This window comes from Veillonella parvula DSM 2008 (genome assembly GCF_000024945.1).
GTDB lineage: Bacteria > Bacillota > Negativicutes > Veillonellales > Veillonellaceae > Veillonella > Veillonella parvula.
The window spans coordinates 860,022-876,323 of sequence record NC_013520.1 but is presented as its reverse complement, the minus strand read 5'-3'; the positions used below and the strand labels follow the sequence as shown (position 1 = coordinate 876,323).

The 16,302-nt window shown below is 33.0% G+C and carries 20 protein-coding genes and 1 pseudogene; 1 reads left to right on the top strand and 20 read right to left on the bottom strand.

Annotated elements, in window-relative coordinates; genetic code table 11:
- Positions 1–9: 9 nt before the first annotated feature.
- The 20 genes and pseudogenes from VPAR_RS03730 to VPAR_RS03640 form a co-directional block, all read right to left on the bottom strand.
- Complete coding sequence (locus VPAR_RS03730) at positions 10–495, bottom strand: prolyl-tRNA synthetase associated domain-containing protein (protein ID WP_012864219.1); 486 nt, start codon at positions 493–495, stop codon at positions 10–12.
- A gap of 141 nt (positions 496–636) precedes the next feature.
- Complete coding sequence (locus VPAR_RS03725; RefSeq protein ID WP_012864218.1) at positions 637–1,659, bottom strand: DMP19 family protein; 1,023 nt, start codon at positions 1,657–1,659, stop codon at positions 637–639.
- 126 nt (positions 1,660–1,785) lie between these two features.
- Complete coding sequence (locus VPAR_RS03720; RefSeq protein ID WP_012864217.1) at positions 1,786–2,364, bottom strand: hypothetical protein; 579 nt, start codon at positions 2,362–2,364, stop codon at positions 1,786–1,788.
- A 196-nt stretch (positions 2,365–2,560) separates the two neighbouring features.
- Positions 2,561–4,072 (bottom strand): SMI1/KNR4 family protein, encoded by a 1,512-nt coding sequence (locus VPAR_RS03715; RefSeq protein ID WP_012864216.1) that lies wholly within the window; start codon positions 4,070–4,072, stop codon positions 2,561–2,563.
- Positions 4,073–4,115: 43 nt separating this feature from the next.
- Positions 4,116–4,574 (bottom strand): hypothetical protein, encoded by a 459-nt coding sequence (locus VPAR_RS03710; protein WP_012864215.1) that lies wholly within the window; start codon positions 4,572–4,574, stop codon positions 4,116–4,118.
- A gap of 20 nt (positions 4,575–4,594) precedes the next feature.
- Positions 4,595–4,993 carry a glycosyltransferase family protein gene (locus VPAR_RS03705; protein ID WP_012864214.1) on the bottom strand — a complete coding sequence of 133 codons (399 nt, stop codon included), beginning with the start codon at positions 4,991–4,993 and terminating at the stop codon, positions 4,595–4,597.
- 28 nt (positions 4,994–5,021) lie between these two features.
- Positions 5,022–6,083: an ankyrin repeat domain-containing protein gene (locus VPAR_RS03700; protein WP_012864213.1), complete on the bottom strand. Its 1,062-nt coding sequence runs from the start codon at positions 6,081–6,083 to the stop codon at positions 5,022–5,024.
- Positions 6,084–6,332: 249 nt separating this feature from the next.
- The gene (locus VPAR_RS03695; protein ID WP_012864211.1) at positions 6,333–6,971 is read right to left on the bottom strand and encodes a hypothetical protein; all 639 of its coding nucleotides are present in this window, start codon (positions 6,969–6,971) and stop codon (positions 6,333–6,335) included.
- A gap of 204 nt (positions 6,972–7,175) precedes the next feature.
- Positions 7,176–7,445 carry a hypothetical protein gene (locus VPAR_RS03690; protein ID WP_012864210.1) on the bottom strand — a complete coding sequence of 90 codons (270 nt, stop codon included), beginning with the start codon at positions 7,443–7,445 and terminating at the stop codon, positions 7,176–7,178.
- Positions 7,446–7,501: 56 nt separating this feature from the next.
- Entirely contained in the window at positions 7,502–7,789 is a 288-nt protein-coding gene (locus VPAR_RS03685) for a hypothetical protein (protein WP_012864209.1), read from the bottom strand.
- Between the two features lie 179 nt (positions 7,790–7,968).
- Positions 7,969–8,319, bottom strand: a complete 351-nt coding sequence (locus VPAR_RS03680; protein ID WP_012864208.1) for a hypothetical protein — start codon at positions 8,317–8,319, stop codon at positions 7,969–7,971.
- 347 nt (positions 8,320–8,666) lie between these two features.
- A complete protein-coding gene (locus VPAR_RS03675) occupies positions 8,667–9,137 on the bottom strand; it encodes an SMI1/KNR4 family protein (protein WP_012864207.1) in 471 nt (156 codons plus the stop codon).
- Positions 9,138–9,262: 125 nt separating this feature from the next.
- On the bottom strand, positions 9,263–9,550 hold the full coding sequence (locus VPAR_RS03670) for an SMI1/KNR4 family protein (RefSeq protein ID WP_012864206.1): 288 nt from the start codon (positions 9,548–9,550) through the stop codon (positions 9,263–9,265).
- Positions 9,551–9,593: 43 nt separating this feature from the next.
- Positions 9,594–10,052, bottom strand: a complete 459-nt coding sequence (locus VPAR_RS03665) for a hypothetical protein (RefSeq protein ID WP_012864205.1) — start codon at positions 10,050–10,052, stop codon at positions 9,594–9,596.
- Positions 10,053–10,099: 47 nt separating this feature from the next.
- Entirely contained in the window at positions 10,100–10,459 is a 360-nt protein-coding gene (locus VPAR_RS03660; RefSeq protein ID WP_012864204.1) for a hypothetical protein, read from the bottom strand.
- Positions 10,452–10,871: a bacteriocin gene (locus tag VPAR_RS03655; RefSeq protein WP_042466892.1), complete on the bottom strand. Its 420-nt coding sequence runs from the start codon at positions 10,869–10,871 to the stop codon at positions 10,452–10,454. The genes VPAR_RS03660 and VPAR_RS03655 overlap by 8 nt, the downstream gene beginning before the upstream one ends.
- 68 nt (positions 10,872–10,939) lie before the next feature.
- Positions 10,940–11,137 (bottom strand): annotated as a pseudogene (locus VPAR_RS09760) (GNAT family N-acetyltransferase); the annotation flags it as partial.
- A 78-nt stretch (positions 11,138–11,215) separates the two neighbouring features.
- Complete coding sequence (locus VPAR_RS09580; RefSeq protein WP_021148019.1) at positions 11,216–11,461, bottom strand: hypothetical protein; 246 nt, start codon at positions 11,459–11,461, stop codon at positions 11,216–11,218.
- A gap of 262 nt (positions 11,462–11,723) precedes the next feature.
- Complete coding sequence (locus tag VPAR_RS03645; RefSeq protein ID WP_004693486.1) at positions 11,724–13,070, bottom strand: anaerobic C4-dicarboxylate transporter; 1,347 nt, start codon at positions 13,068–13,070, stop codon at positions 11,724–11,726.
- Positions 13,071–13,252: 182 nt separating this feature from the next.
- A complete protein-coding gene (locus tag VPAR_RS03640; protein WP_012864202.1) occupies positions 13,253–13,666 on the bottom strand; it encodes a hypothetical protein in 414 nt (137 codons plus the stop codon).
- A gap of 206 nt (positions 13,667–13,872) precedes the next feature.
- On the opposite strand from VPAR_RS03640, the gene VPAR_RS03635 reads away from it, so the two are divergent.
- A complete protein-coding gene (locus tag VPAR_RS03635) occupies positions 13,873–16,158 on the top strand; it encodes a TonB-dependent receptor (protein ID WP_012864201.1) in 2,286 nt (761 codons plus the stop codon).
- The last annotated feature ends 144 nt before the right edge of the window (positions 16,159–16,302 follow it).

The window sequence follows — 16,302 nt, the reverse complement described above, 5'->3', positions numbered from 1 at the left end:
ACTCCTAAATCACAATGTAATATATTCTACTATTGTACCATGCTCTTCAATGAGTTTAACTAGTTCTTTACCTTGAAACCACACAGTCGCATCATTTTGGTTCGGATGTATGCCGATTAAATTATTCTCGTAGTCCGCGTCAATATAGTAATGGACCTTGCGTTCCTCATCATGGAGCAAGCAAAATGGAGATACGTGACCTGGTTTAATCTTCAATATATTCCATAGCTCTTCTTCAGAGCCAAAGGAAATCTTTTTCAACTTATGGTCCTTACGGAACTGTTTTAGATCCACACGCTTTGAACCACGAACGGTAATTAAATAGTAATGCTCTCGTTTATGATCTCGTATAAATAAATTCTTTGCATCCCACTCAGGATAGGGCAACTGCACATTTGGCTTATCGTCCATACTAAATAATGGTGCGTGATCTGTAATTTCAAAATCGATATGATGGTCACGTAAACAATCATATACGCCTTGTTTATCTAACATGTAATACCTCTAATATATCGTTTCTACTTGGTGAAAGTTACTACATAATAAAATCGATTAACATAGTGAAAGTACCAGTTGTACCAGTTGTACCAGTTGTATCGGTTACATCGATTATATCTTGTTAAATATATCCCAAGCTTATTCTGGAATCGTATAGGTACCATCAAATACAAATAATTCAGGATGTTCATGTACGAATGTATCTTCATAAATTCCATCATATTCATACACTACATCATCTTTTTTATCGAGAAAATCGAACAATTCCTCTTCATTTTCCCAGTCTTGTAAAATAGTCCATCGTTCAGCTCTATCAAATAGAACTGAACCCCCAAAGTAATCGATAACTGATTGTAAATTATCTGCTAGCTCATCCATCTTGAAGAGGCGTAAGCCAGCAAGAGCATCTTCCCATACAATGCCTGTTGAGTTATATAAAAACTGATGATGACCACCATTATTAACCTCAGCAAAATACCAACATATTGCATTGAGATATCTTTGCTCTAAGGTAAAACCTTTTGCAGATTCTAAATAATCATCATGAGAGCCATAAATATTGATAGTCCAATACATGGGCTCATTAATGGTCCACATATCATCTGTAGCTTGGATTTCTTCAATAGTAATGGTCCGATGACGAGGTAAACCTTCTCGTTTCTTCTTTTTCTCTGCTACATAATTGCTATAAGCTTTACATAACTCAGGATACTCTGCTTCACACTGTTCAAAGTCCATCTGCATATAGCACATATCAATGACTTCAAAACAATACGATTTTATATCATCCAGATTCTTTTCCTGAGCTAAACGTACGCCCTGATCTACTAATCTTAGCATCTGTTTCATAGTATCTGATGTATACGATTCATTATTGTCTAAAGCAACAGCTCCATACGCATAGGCACAACGATAATACCACACCGCATCACGATACTCTTCATCAATAGACTCTAATACCTTTATTGCCTCTTTTTCATTGCCATTATTGTTATAAGCTCTACCAAGCTCACCTAACAGAGGTATAGATAAATTTTCTATGCCTACACGAGTTAACACATCAATAATAGTTTTTACGTTTCCAGTATCATTAAGCTCTTTAACAGTTTGTAATTGCTCACTTTCAGAAAAAGATAAAAACTGTTCAATAGTTATAGACATACAATACACTTCCCCTCATATTATCAATATGTATATGAACTCATCTTAGCATAATAATAACAAACAACACAAAACAATAAATTACAGATTTTAAAATAATAGTTTATGACAAAAAAGACTATTTAACTAGCTACCAAGCCATACAACAAATACAGGAATACCTTCATCATTATCGTCAATATCTTCAATTTCATCAGCTTCAAATTCGTGATCATCATAGACTAGATTTTCAAAGAATACATGATCACCGAGCTCTTTATTGGCCATTAAGTTATGTATCTTGAAAAGAAGCTCTTCAGTAGTAAAGTACTGACCATTATCTGCTTTAAGGCGAGCATAGATTTCAACTTGCCACATATCATCCTCTTTATCGTCTTCTAGTAATTCATCTACCTCGTATAAGTGTTCATTAGGGTGAAGCTGACTTTTGCTTTCAATCCAAGCTTCATAGCTTACAAAAATTTCAGGCTCTACTAATGGCGGTAAATTATCAGGATTAACGTTATGCGCTTCTAAGCATGTATAAAACTCCTTAGCAAACTCTTCTTTAGTATAGGTAGTTTTATTAAAAACCCAAGGAATTCCCTTAAACTCATGATAATAACCTTCATATATTTTATTACCATCTTTATCAACACCAAGATATTCAATCTTTTCCGTGTTCTCATTTTTGTTAAAAAGGTTTTTGATCATTTCAAAAATCATAATATAATCCTCCTTGTAATCTTTTAAACAATGCTTTGATTTCATTATTCCTAATATATTTCTCAATATTCTACATTAATCCCCTATAAAATAACGTAGCCCGAAGCACAAAAGTATATAATTTCTACGTGTATAGTAAAAGCCCCTCGTATAGCGAAGGGCTAATCTATTATCGTCTTATAATGTTCTATACTAACTAGCTACCACAAACAATAAAGAATACAGGTATACCATCTTCATTATCTATAAGTCCGTACCCTTCACATTCATGACCTTCGTATTCAATACCTTCAAAGAATACGTGATCTCCTAATTCTTTATTGGCCATTAAATTGTGTAATTTAAAAAGCAATTCTTCTCTAGTAAAATATGTACCATTATCCGCTACAAGATGAGCCATAATTTCTACCTGCCACATACCATCTTCTTTATCTTCTTCCAGCAATTCTTCGTCGGTAACATGTTCATTATCAAAAAGTTGGTCATCACTTTCAATCCAAGCTTCATAGGTTACTAGAATTTCAGGTTCTTCTAATCTATCGTCGTCATCTGCTTCATCATCTACATATTTCTTTACATTTTCATTGTATTCTTTGGTAAACTCTTCTCTGCTATATGTTTGCTTATTAAATACCCAATGCACTACATCATATGTAGGATAGTTATCCTCTTCGCGTTCATTAATGTCTCCAATAGCTTTACCTTCTGTAGTAATTTTACTATTTTTCTTATCAAAGAGATTCTTAATGGTATCAAAAATCACAGGGTAATCCTCCTTGTAATCTTTTGGCTTGATTTGAGTTAATAAGTATTTTACAACTTCGCAACACCAGCCCAACTGTTTATCTAAATGGGACTCTTTCGCCATTTTCATACCTGCTTCTATTAACTGTAATGCTTGCTGCACATGTTCAGATTCGTAGCTTTCACCACATCCCAAAAATGCATGAGCATAGCCACAACGATAATACCAAGACCAATCGCGATATGCCTCATCAATACGATTAAATAAATCAATAGCCTCTGCTGCGCGGCCATTATTGTTATACATACGTCCTAAGGTGCTTAATAGTATAGGAGACAAATTATCGATACCCATATTAGTTAACAGTTCCATCGCACGCTTGATATCAATGCCCTCTTGTTCATTAAGGAGCTTAACCTTTTCCGCATCACTTAACGATTGAAACTCTTCATCCGTAATTTCTTCTATACTGATATATAAGTTCTTAATAAAGTCACCAAAATTATCTGCTAAGAGAGTAATTGAATAATCACCTTCTTGGTCTACACGTACAACCTTAGGTTCACCGGTAGGACCACAGTCACGATAATCAAGGAAAATCATATCGTGACCACCAGAAATCGTATCGGCTACAACGACACCGATAGGGGGATATTTTACTTTCGAAATCCAAAATTCATTCCCCATCTCACCTAAAAGAGAGTATTTTTTATCTCTATCGATGCCATATATTCCTGTTATATATACACAATCGTCATCATCATTAATAAAACAATTTTTCTTTACTACACCACCATTATGGTTTTTAAGTAGCTCAATATATGCAGCAGGCAATGTATAACCTAATTCTGCTTCAGCTGCTTTAATATCCTCATCAGTAACCGGTTTACCAATATAGGATTCAAATGCATAGTCAACATCGTTCCAAAATCCAGTCCAATCAAAGTCTTTCAGATTACTCATAATACCCTCTCCTAGTTTAAACCGATATAATCTAAATTCTTAATTACTCATTTATAGAATAAGTTTTGATTAAAGCTTTTACCTCATGTCGTATCAATATGGTATCTACAATATAAGAAAAAATGATATAAGGAGATGCATTTATAATCGCTATAGGCGCTAATATAATTGCTACCCATAATAGATCTAGAGGATATGCATACCACTTAATATCTATGGTATTTAAAATGGGTATCACATAGTCTATGACTCTTAATTCCCATTGCATTAACGGATTTAACTCCTCACTTGTTCCTACTAGCCAAGCGAAGATAACCCCAAAAAGCCAAAAATATAATATACCAACTGGAATTAATATCTTCGCTCTCTTTTTTAATAGATTACGACAAATCTCATCTTCTTCCTCTGGTTCTATTTCATATAACATATTGCACTGAATCTGAATCCGTCTAAATCGATAGCGAATATACTTATACAAAAGGTTATTCGGTGTATATAGCATAATAAGCTCCACAGTATCCTTTACAGGCTTTCCATCTCAGGTCTTAAATCTAACACGATTTCCCAATCATCTAACGATGGTACCTTATGATGTGCAATAAATTCTTCTATGATCTGGAATGTCTCTTGATGTCCCAGCTCATTTTTACCATATATAATAGCGCCCTGCTCACCATCATTAGTTACACTAAGCTCTATATGTAATAAATCGGTATCTTGATCACTACAAACTTGTACAAAGTTATACTTTTTAGTATCTATTGAGATTACATTTGATGGTGATATGACTACAAAATCTTGCTCTTGATCCTCAATAGCGTAGAGATTTTGCTCAACCTCATTCAAGGTAATTCCTTCATACTTATAGTCACCTACATCAATTGACCAGCCTGTATAAGTTTTCTCAACTGCATCTGCCATATGTATCTCCTCAACTTTACAATATACATTAGAATAAGGTTTCTAATTGACCTGCCATATCTGCTATAAACTCATCAAACCTGCAAAGTTCTCGTAACTCTTGATGCTCTATATCATAACAACCGATCTTTTTAGACCTAGGATCCCATACAATTTGCCAATCATTATACTCGCCTAGCTCTTTAGATAAACGCAATAGGTTACGGCGGCCTACTTTAAATGGAATTGTATCAATTAGAGGGAAAAATTCTATGGATATAAAATCAGAATCTGGCAATTCAAAGTAGAGATTATCTCCCTCTAAAAATAATACTAACGCCTTTGGTAGTTTAAAAGGTTTCAATTGATTCATTTTATTTTGTATATCATGGTACTCAACTGGCTCTAGATTTTTAAAATACTCAGCCATTTCCATATCGCCCTTTTCAACAGCAATGCTATAGGGACGCATGCCATCCTTTTCCGTAATAGTCACATCAGCGCCATATTCTACCAAGTATTTACACATTTTTAAATCTACGTACCGAGCAGCTACACATAGTGGAGTTGGCTTAAAAGGATATACAGAATCTGGTTTATTGTAATTAATATCTACACCATGATTGATAAAAAAATCTAGGACCTCATAATTTCTATCTGTAATAGCATTTCTAAAAGCTGGACTACCATATTTCTGAACTGTATGGCCTAAGTCATGAATTATCTGTAAGTGCTTATATTGCTTACCATATAAGGCAGCCTGAAAAGCATCTACTTTCACACAATTTAAAGCATGTATATTGGCCCCATGTGCGACAATGTATTCGATAATCTCTTTTGTTCCATATCGCACGGCTAATAAGAAACTTGGATTTTCTTCTTCATTTAGATCTGCACCATGTTCAACTAACCATTGAACACTTGGTAAACAATTCATTACTAACGCCAATTCTAGAGGGGAATACTCACTACAATTATCCAATTGTATAGGTTTATGAATATGCCAACCATCTACTAATGCGTTTTCTAAAGCTATAATATTTCCTTTTACAATATCTGTTACTATATCAGGCACAGATTCAAATGTACCTAAATCTTTTATCTGTATCATAGCTCTCTCCGTAAAATAATATTTTTAAAATGATTATCACTAATTACATTATATTACATTTATAAGTATGAGTGTATAGTAAAAGCCCTTCGCATAAGCGAAGGGCTAATCTATTATTTCTCTTGTACTTGTTTACCATTCATGGCTAGAATACCTCGACGATTAGATTGTAATGAAGCTTCTGTAGCAGTGCGATCTATTTCATTTATCTTTTTGCGAATTGGTTTAAACATAATATATCTCCTAATTTTATTTACTAATCGTATTTACAAGATACATAAAAGTACCACTATTAGTATCATCAACTTTAGAATATTCTTTCCAATTTATAGGATACATACCAGTTAATACTATAGGCGCTTCCATTCCCCGCATTGTTCCTTTCCCTGTATTATCGGACCAATTCATGCATCCAGTTTTAATAGAACCATCATTAATAGAAAATTCAGCGTATGTACAATTTGCTTTTATGGGAGGTTTTAAATAAGACATCTCACTAGTTATCTTAATCGTATAACCTTCAATAAATTTATCACTCTTATCTCTAAATTCCTCTATACGCATTATATCTTTTAAATAGTTATAACAACCTTGATCCTTAGCACCTTGCTCCTTCAACACATACACTTCATCATTTATAGTTTTAATACATTTTTTTGTCGTATATTTAAGCTCAATAGGAATCCATTTACCATCTACTATTACAAGAATATCAAGATGTAAATTAGGATTAAATTCAGGTACAAACTCTAGTCTGATATCACAATTCGGATATTGTTCTTTAATCATCCAAGCTAAGCTAAATTGAAAATCTGCTTCTGAATGAAATATTGGTCGCCACTTACTCAACTGGTACATTATCTCATCAATATCTAAGGTTAATCCCATACCATATACCTCATTCAACATGATTTAACTACTTATGTTAATTATATTATATTTCTATATATGTTTGTATCATAAAAGCCCCTCGCAAAATTCGAAGGGCTAACACTAATATACTTACTACCAAACTTTATCTTATTTAATCTATTCATTAAAGTACTAGTGATTCTTTTAAAGATTTCCTTCAACTACTATAATCGATGTATGTTAAAGTGCTTCCTTTATCCAAGCAATATATATCTTTAAAAACTCTTGTTCATCTTTCCTAAGGTTTATAAGATCAACTTCGATATTATGAATTATTTTAATCCAGTCGTCTTGCTTAATCCAATTATCAAAACATACATCAAAGCTATCTCTTTCGCAATTATCTGATGCATCTATAAGAGGATATACTTTATTAAAATAAGAAACTAAGATATCAAAATCTGGACTATAAACCCGTAATGGATCTCTATAATAATGCCAATTCTTCATACTGGCTTGCTCTACGTGTAAATGTCAATATAAGAATGTACAATTATTTTAATACACTATTCAATTACCAGCTCTACATAATCCCCATCTTCCTTATTGTATACATGCTTATTTACGATTCCAAGTAGTTTCTGTATATCCTCCATATCTGAAGCCGAAAATTCCAAATAACAAGTCTCATCACTGGTATAATTCAAATCTTCATAAAAATCCTGAATCGCCACATAAAATTTTTCTAAAACATCTTCCAATGGATATTGGGAAATATTCCTCGGACTATCTCCTTCTCCTAATTCTGGTTCTTGAACAAATTTTAATGAAGTAACAAAGCAATCAATTTTCATAAAATCGTCATACGTTTTATAGATATGTTCTGCTACCTTTTCGTAATCAGCTTTGTTATATTTTTCATCTCAACCTCCTTAATGTGGTGTGAAAATTATCATTAGTCCCCTACAACTTCAAATTTACGTATCCACATAAATTTATATTTTGTACCATTTCAATATTATACAATTATTACTTATTCGTTTTCCTTATAGTAACTGGGATAAAGAGGGTGTTCAAATACACCATCATCAATCATTTTCTCAATCTTCGATGGCAAATCAACTTTATATACTTTTTTATAAATAGCTGTGCTTAAACATTCAAATCCTCCTCCCGAAGAAATATCACCTAAAAAATTTTGAATTGCTTCTATATCGGGATAATGATCAGGATTATGTAGATAACGCATATATTCCTCTAAAACTCGTCTAATGTATAGAAAGTCTTTCAGGCTCATTGTTATTTTTTCCTTATCAGAAATATTATTTAACCCATATTCAATTATATCTTTTATATCTGCATATTTTCTCATATCTGAATTCATTACATCTTTTCTCCAAATAAACCGAGAGTTTCATTAAATTTCTAATGAAATTATCTCCATAAATTTTGATTTCTCTTTGCTTAAAAATAAATACCATTATATAATTCCATAAACTCTTTAGCAAACTTTGCGATAAGTTCATGATCAAGTGTAGTAGCTAAGATTTCTTCACTATCATTAGCTGTTGATGTCCAAGATTCGCTGTTACAGAAATGCTATCGCATAAAGCATTCGTAATTAAGGACTTCGGTCTATTCCCTTGTCATTAATACAACCGTCTCCTCAACAAATTCAAGTTAGCAAGTACACATTATATCAATAAGAACTTCACGAATGTCCATTATTGGCTATTTAATTTGGTTGTCAAGCTCAATACCCTGTTCCGCTAAACCAAAAACTAACTCCTTAAAACTTTCTGCAATAATTTCTAAATCATCAACCGATGTCACATATACATCATGTGGCAAAACAACAATTTTGTCTGTTTCCTTTAAAATACAAACTAAACTTCCATCACCTAAACCGCCAATAGGAAAAACAGTATTATTTGATATGTTGCTTTCTTCGTCGTCGCTATAGTTTGCAATAAAAGCAGGGTATACACAACCTAATTCCTCTAAAGTGAAAATCCATGGATCAACAAAATGGCAGCCACCAAATTCCTTGAGTAAATATCGATATTCTGACGGAATTGGTTCGAATTTGTTTTCAAACTCAGATATGTCTTTTTCGGACTCCGGGTGATATTTGCTGTGCGTGTCAGCCATAACGCTATAAGCTTTTCTTAGTAATTTAATCTCTGCTTTTGTTAATTCCATATGCTTTCTCCAATCAATACGATGAATTATCTTTTGTTCACCTTATCCGCCTTTGAAAATCAGCCCAACAAACGGGAATTGGTTATCCTTTTCCGCAAGCTCCTTTTCCAATATTGCCCTCAACATTATGATAAAATATCCGGCACTTTTCCTGCGTAAATACTTGCACAATTCCATTCAACTACTGAAAATCCATATTCTTTAATAAAATCTTCAATAAAACAATTTTTCTTTACTACACCACCATTATGGTTTTTAAGTAGCTCAATATATGCTGCAGGCAATGTATACCCTAGATTTGCTTCAGCTGCTTTAATATCCTCATCAGTAACAGGTTTACCTATATAGGATTCAAATGCATAGTCAACATCGTTCCAAAATCCGGTCCAATTAAAATCTTTCAGATTACTCATAATACCCTCTCCTAGTTTAAACCGATATAATCTAAATTCTTAATTACTCATTTATAGAATAAGTTTTGATTAAAGCTTTTGCCTCATGTCGTATCAATATGGTATCTACAATATAAGAAAAAATGATATAAGGAGATGCATTTATAATCGCTATAGGCGCTAATATAATTGCTACCCATAATAGATCTAGAGGATATGCATACCACTTAATATCTATGGTATTTAAAATGGGTATCACATAGTCTATGACTCTTAATTCCCATTGCATTAACGGATTTAACTCCTCACTTGTTCCTACTAGCCAAGCGAAGATAACCCCAAAAAGCAAAAAATATAATATGCCAACGGGAATTAATATCTTCGCTCGCTTATTTAATAGATTACGACAAATCTCATCTTGTTCCTCTGGTGCTATATCATATAACATATTGTACTGAATCTGAATCCGTCTAAATCGATAGCGAATATACTTATACAAAATGTTATTAGGTGTATATAACATAATAGACTCCACATATAAGTCATACTAGCAAAATCATGGAAAATATATCATCCATCTATGGCAAAATAATGTAAATCTTTGAATTCATCATCCCAAAATGTAAAAGAAAAGATATGGGTATCATCAAAGGTTTGCTCGCAATAGGTCACAGCATCACGTTCTGGTTCAATAATAGGCATACCAATGCGTGTTTTCACGTCATCAATAGTTACATCCCCATACCAATCTTGTATTTCGTTATAAATGAAAGTTACAATTGCATCTATATTTTTATGGTAATTAACAGCTAATAGCTTTGCCGTATCTAAATTAGTATCTGTTGGTTTCTCATCCCAGCAAAACTGTATTCCTTCGTAGGATATGGTATATTGCCTTAACTGTTCATCATACATTACAGGATTAGTCATCGTTTGTACCCTTTACATAGCTTTCCATCTTCGGTCTTAAATCTAGTACGACTTTCCAATCATCTAATGATGGAGCCTTATGATGTGCAATAAATTCTTCTATGATCTGGAATGTCTTTTGATGTCCCAGCTCATTTTTACCATATATAATAGCGCCCTGCTCACCATCATTAGTTACACTAAGCTCTATATGTAATACATCGGTATCTTGATCACTACAAACTTGTACAAAGTTATACTTTTTAGTATCTATTGAGATTGCATTTGATGGTGATATGACTACAAAATCTTGCTCTTGATCCTCAATAGCATATAAATTTTGCTCAACCTCATTCAAGGTAATCCCTTCATACTTATAGTCACCTACATCAATGGACCAATCTGTATATGTTTTCTCAAAAGTATCTATCATATGTATCATAGCTCTCTCCCCAAAATAATATTTTTAAAATGATTATCACTAATTACATTTAATACATCTTATAAACTAAGTTCGTATATCTCATAATCCGTTAAACCTGTATCTTCATAATACATGGGTAATGTACAAATATACTTAAAGCTCATACTAGAATATAGCTTTTCAGCAGGAACATTGCCTTTAAGGACATCAAGACGTATTGACTTTTGCTTATTTTCTTTAGCATATTTAATGGCAAATCCAACTAATTCTTTAGCATAACCATGTCCAGCCTATTGAGGACGAACTTCAAGAGCATGAATACCCATAACTTCATCTACATTGGCTTTTGTGGGTCAGTCAATATTCTGATACCCTTCATTTGATTCATGGTTAATAACCATAGCTACTATAATATTATTATCAATTAAGCCTATAAATAATTCTCCCTTAGTAATGGAAGACATTAGATATTCAGGCTCAGGATAAATATCCTTTTTCCAACCTATATCGTAAATAGAGTCTTGTAATCCATCTATAAGGAAATGATAAAAAGCCCTAATAGCTTCATATTGTTCTATAATTGCTTTTTCTATGATCATAAATGTATATTACTTTCTATTTCTTATCTTTAGTTACTGTGTTAACAAGATACATAAAAGTACCACTATTAGTATCATCAACTTTAGAGTATTCTTTCCAATTTATAGGATACATTCCCGTTAATACATAGCATATGCCTCATTAACTACAATACAACTATTTATTCTAATTATATTACATTTGTAAGCACGATTGTATAGTGAAAGCCCTTCACATAAGCGAAGGGCTTTAATCGAATAGTATATAAATTTATAATATATCTTAAAACATTGCATGAGCAATAAAGTAACCCACCACACAGCTTGTGAATACACCAATACAACCAGGTAGTATAAAGCTGTGGTTAATTACGAACTTACCAATGCGCGTTGTACCAGAACGGTCAAAACCAATACATGCAAGGTCTGATGGATAAGTTGGTAAAATAAAGTAAGCATAACAAGCTGGCACAAAGGATAAAATAATTAGAGGATCTACTCCAACACTAAGGCCCATTGGCACTACAATAGCAAGTGCTGCCGCTTGCGAGTTTACCAGTTTAGAAATCAAGAATAGCACAAAAGCATATGTCCATGGATACGCTACAACGATACCAGACAATGTAGTTTTAAATTGTGGAATGTAAGCACCGAAATATGTTTCTGCCATCCAAGCTACACCATAAACAGAGATAACTGCAATCATACCAGATTTAAATACAGAACCATTCGTTACATCACTAACTTTTACCTTGCACACAAGAAGAATAATCGCAGCAATTACAAGCATAGAAATTTGAATAGTTGGTGTCATGGATAATGGTTTCCATACGCCTTTAGCATTTGGAACAAGTGGTAACAATTGTTCAGGGAAACTACCAAAGAGAGCAATAATAAGAATACCTAGTAGAAAAATTGTTGTTGCCCAATATGCAGTATGTGGAAGTTCAGTTTTAACACTTGCTTCTTTGTTTTCTTCATAAATGTACGCACGTTGCTCAGGATTTTTAATACGTTCTTGAAAGTCTGGATCATTTGCAAGATCTTTGCCACGACGCATGCTCCAAATACCAGCAACAATAACACCACAGAAAGTAGCTGGAATTGTAATTGCCAAGATTGTTACTACACTAGCTGGGAAGTTAGCTGCTACCAACATAGCAACAACGGATACGACTGCAACGGATGCCGGTGAAGCACATACCCCCATTTGAGAAGCAATAGATGATACAGCCATAGGTCGTTCTGGACGAATACCTTCTTTGATTGCAATATCATAAATAATTGGGAACATTGTATATACAACGTGACCCGTACCGCAAAGAACAGTCAAAAACCAAGTTGTTATAGGTGCCAAAATTGTAATCTGCTTCGGATTTTTACGTAGAAGTTTTTCAGCATAAACTAGCATTACATCTAAACCTTTAGAAGCTTGTAAAAAACCAGAGCATGTAACAACCGCCATAATAGTCAACATTACATCAATAGGTGGTTTTCCTGGAACCAAACCAATTACAAATACAAAAAAGGCAAGACCTAAACCTGATATAGCAGCAAGTCCTAGGCCACCATATCTAACACCTACAATTAAGCAGGCTAATAAAACAATAAAACCTAATAAAATAATCATGAAACTTATCAATCCTTTCAAAACCATACATAATAATACAAATCAACTATATTATATATTACTATTAAGAAAAATAGTAGATAAAATAGTCCAAATTAATAAGTTATAATAATGATATTTTTTTATTTTTACTAAAAATAATATTATTTCTAGTATATATGGTTATATTTATTTAGTGCGCTCTAAATAAAACTAGCTTCTTTACAATTTAGTTTCACTTTTAAATCCTTAAAATATATTCTTTGTTGTCGTTTCAAATACAAACTTATAAAGGGCTTAAATATTAGTTTTTTGGAGACAACATTTTCTGTAAAATCTAGAATCGTTTTATCATCCTCCATATAGAACTTTCCGACCCAAGTCCCCTTAATATTTTTGTTTTCTATCTCAAATATCCATGACTGGTATTTGATACATTCTGTGATTCTAAAATAAGTTTCAACTCCATTCTTAGTAATCTCTATAAAGTTATTCTCATCTATAATTCTTACATCTTTTAAATCACTTCTCCAGGAAAAATCATTTAGATTCGTCACTGTATCCCACACTACTTCTATTGGATATAGTAATGTAGCTCTCATATTAGACACTGCCATAATAATCACCTCAAATATATTAGAAAAACACATAATCAATAAAAGATGGATTAAACTCTTTAACCTACTTACATATCTCTACAAGCCTATTAGTAATATTCATATTAATATAAGTAGTATTCATAATATGATAATATTCAGAAACATATTCCAATGCTATACTTAAAATAGTGTATTTTTATTTATTTTTAAAAAGGGTTGTGTGTATGAGAAACAGTAAATATGAGAAAAAAAACAGCGCTTGGAATCAAACCATTACATCGAAAGCTCTATTATTTTCCATGATTTTAACGGCTATGAGTGGTCAAGTTGTAAATGCGATTGACAAGAATGTAACAGATGAACCTGTGACATTACCAACTTATAATGTGACTGTGACCGCTACAAGAACAATGGAAGACATTGTAAAAACACCTAGTTCTGTTTCTGTTGTAACAGCGGAAGATATTGAAGCACGAAGAGCTGATACTGTAGCAGATGCTCTACAAATGTTGCCTGGTGTTTATAAAAGCCAAAAAGCCAATGGCGGCTTACAAATCCGTGGATTTGACTCTACCAATACATTAGTACTACTTAATGGTGTACCAATGAATAATACATTTAATAATAGTGTTGATTGGGAAGCTATACCGGTACATTCAATTGAACGAATTGAGTTAGTACGTGGTCCTAGCTCTTCTTTATATGGTGGTAGAGGTGTAGCAGGTGTTATCAGCATACAAACGAAACAATCAGACCCAAAAAAATCCGTAAAAGACATTCATTGGCATGGTCAAATTGGATATGGCTCTCATGGAACACTGAATAACGAGTTAGGCTTTGACGCTCGTGTATCAGATCGTGTTGCTGTTGGTATGTCTTTTGAACAAAGACGTACTGATGGATATCCAGGTTTCTTCATTACTGGCAAAGCAACAAAAATTAAACCTAATACAAAAACAGTTACACCTGATAATCCTGTACCACAAACCAAAGATGGTGCCTACCTATTAGGTAGTCGTGGTAATAAGTCATATAATAATAAAAGTCTTTCCACCTATATAACGATGAATCTACGTGACAGGGAATCTTTAACATATTCATATCTATACACAAAAAATAGATATGCCTATGAAAATCCTATGAGTACGATTACGGTAAATGGTAAACCAGTTTTCTCAGGAAACATCAAAATAAATGATCAAAAATATGTGGCTCTTAGAACAAGTAGATATTTAGGCTATGATGGATTGAAAGAATATCACGCTCATAACTTACAATATAAAAATGACAAGAGCAAATTACAAGTTACTTTTAATGTATTGGATCGCAAGAAAGACGGATTCTCTAGCCCTAATAGTCCAAACACACCAAACTATAATGGACCTGGCGATGACTCCTTCTACCCTGGAAAAACAATTAACTTAGATGCACAAAAAATATGGGACCGTATGGGTAAACATAGTCTTGTTGCTGGATTAAACTGGAAAAAAGAAAATTTTGATCAAAAACGAAGAGAACTAACAAATTGGAGAAATCATTCCTCTTTTGATTCTACAACATATCCAGGTGGATTGTATGAAATTAACAAAGGCGCTACTAACAATCTAGCATTATTCATACAAGATACCTATCGACCTAATAATGATTGGGCAATTTATACAGGGCTTCGTATAGACCGATTTAAAAAGTACCATGGACAACACGTTACTTATGATAAGGTTAATAAAAAATATGACACCGTAAATCATGGAGAAGGCACCTATACAGAATTGAGTCCTAGATTGGCTATTGAACATTATTTGAATGACTCTTTGAACGTGTATGCTTCTTACGGTCACTCCTTTAACCCACCTCCATTGAGTCAAGTGTATCGATATAGTGATATTGTAAAAGCCAATCCTAACTTAGATCCAGAACGGTCTGACTCATTTGAAATTGGTCTAAAAAAAGAATGGAATACCAAAACAACATTAAATGTATCTGGATTCTATGTTAAAACAAAAGACAAAATAAAATATGTAACCTATTATGATCGTAATGGTGATGTAGATTATAAAATGTATAATAATGTGGACCTAGAAACTCGCCGTGGTATAGAACTAGAAGTTCGACATAAATTATCATCAAAATGGTCTGTATTTGGAAATTATACTTGGCAAATGGGCCGTATTAAACACAAAGAACTTCCTAATACAAATACTAACGAATATACAGAAATAAATTATGATATTCCTAAACATATATTCCATGCAGGGCTTGAATATACTAGTGGCAAATGGAATGCCCTTTGGGATACTCAATATGTAAGTCGTCGTCAATCTGTAGATGACATTACCGGTCAATACGGTTCAGAAGATAGCTACTTTATTTCTAATGTAGCTGTGAATTATATATGGTCTAAAGAGGCGACATTACAGCTTGGTATTCAAAATGTATTTAATCGCATTTTTTATAATGACGAAGCCACAGCAGGACGTACTTACTCTGCAAGTATGAAATTTAAATTCTAGTGATCTTTTTTTAGAAATATTAATTAATATTCTTTAGTAACTTATATCTACCAATATTTAAATACGACGTAAAAGCCCTTCGCATATTGATATGTACCCATTTTCCTGGACACATATTATTTACTAGCCTAAACACATGGATGC

Excerpts from the sequence above, each read along its gene's own strand:
- VPAR_RS03730 (WP_012864219.1), bottom strand. The coding sequence starts at position 495 with ATGTTAGATAAACAAGGCGTATATGATTGTTTACGTGACCATCATATC.
- VPAR_RS03725 (WP_012864218.1), bottom strand. The coding sequence starts at position 1,659 with ATGTCTATAACTATTGAACAGTTTTTATCTTTTTCTGAAAGTGAGCAA.
- VPAR_RS03720 (WP_012864217.1), bottom strand. The coding sequence starts at position 2,364 with ATGATTTTTGAAATGATCAAAAACCTTTTTAACAAAAATGAGAACACG.
- VPAR_RS03715 (WP_012864216.1), bottom strand. The coding sequence starts at position 4,072 with ATGAGTAATCTGAAAGACTTTGATTGGACTGGATTTTGGAACGATGTT.
- VPAR_RS03710 (WP_012864215.1), bottom strand. The coding sequence starts at position 4,574 with ATGCTATATACACCGAATAACCTTTTGTATAAGTATATTCGCTATCGA.
- VPAR_RS03705 (WP_012864214.1), bottom strand. The coding sequence starts at position 4,993 with ATGGCAGATGCAGTTGAGAAAACTTATACAGGCTGGTCAATTGATGTA.
- VPAR_RS03700 (WP_012864213.1), bottom strand. The coding sequence starts at position 6,083 with ATGATACAGATAAAAGATTTAGGTACATTTGAATCTGTGCCTGATATA.
- VPAR_RS03695 (WP_012864211.1), bottom strand. The coding sequence starts at position 6,971 with ATGGGATTAACCTTAGATATTGATGAGATAATGTACCAGTTGAGTAAG.
- VPAR_RS03690 (WP_012864210.1), bottom strand. The coding sequence starts at position 7,445 with ATGAAGAATTGGCATTATTATAGAGATCCATTACGGGTTTATAGTCCA.
- VPAR_RS03685 (WP_012864209.1), bottom strand. The coding sequence starts at position 7,789 with ATGAAAATTGATTGCTTTGTTACTTCATTAAAATTTGTTCAAGAACCA.
- VPAR_RS03680 (WP_012864208.1), bottom strand. The coding sequence starts at position 8,319 with ATGAATTCAGATATGAGAAAATATGCAGATATAAAAGATATAATTGAA.
- VPAR_RS03675 (WP_012864207.1), bottom strand. The coding sequence starts at position 9,137 with ATGGAATTAACAAAAGCAGAGATTAAATTACTAAGAAAAGCTTATAGC.
- VPAR_RS03670 (WP_012864206.1), bottom strand. The coding sequence starts at position 9,550 with ATGAGTAATCTGAAAGATTTTAATTGGACCGGATTTTGGAACGATGTT.
- VPAR_RS03665 (WP_012864205.1), bottom strand. The coding sequence starts at position 10,052 with ATGTTATATACACCTAATAACATTTTGTATAAGTATATTCGCTATCGA.
- VPAR_RS03660 (WP_012864204.1), bottom strand. The coding sequence starts at position 10,459 with ATGACTAATCCTGTAATGTATGATGAACAGTTAAGGCAATATACCATA.
- VPAR_RS03655 (WP_042466892.1), bottom strand. The coding sequence starts at position 10,871 with ATGATAGATACTTTTGAGAAAACATATACAGATTGGTCCATTGATGTA.
- VPAR_RS09580 (WP_021148019.1), bottom strand. The coding sequence starts at position 11,461 with ATGATCATAGAAAAAGCAATTATAGAACAATATGAAGCTATTAGGGCT.
- VPAR_RS03645 (WP_004693486.1), bottom strand. The coding sequence starts at position 13,070 with ATGATTATTTTATTAGGTTTTATTGTTTTATTAGCCTGCTTAATTGTA.
- VPAR_RS03640 (WP_012864202.1), bottom strand. The coding sequence starts at position 13,666 with ATGGCAGTGTCTAATATGAGAGCTACATTACTATATCCAATAGAAGTA.
- VPAR_RS03635 (WP_012864201.1), top strand. The coding sequence starts at position 13,873 with ATGAGAAACAGTAAATATGAGAAAAAAAACAGCGCTTGGAATCAAACC.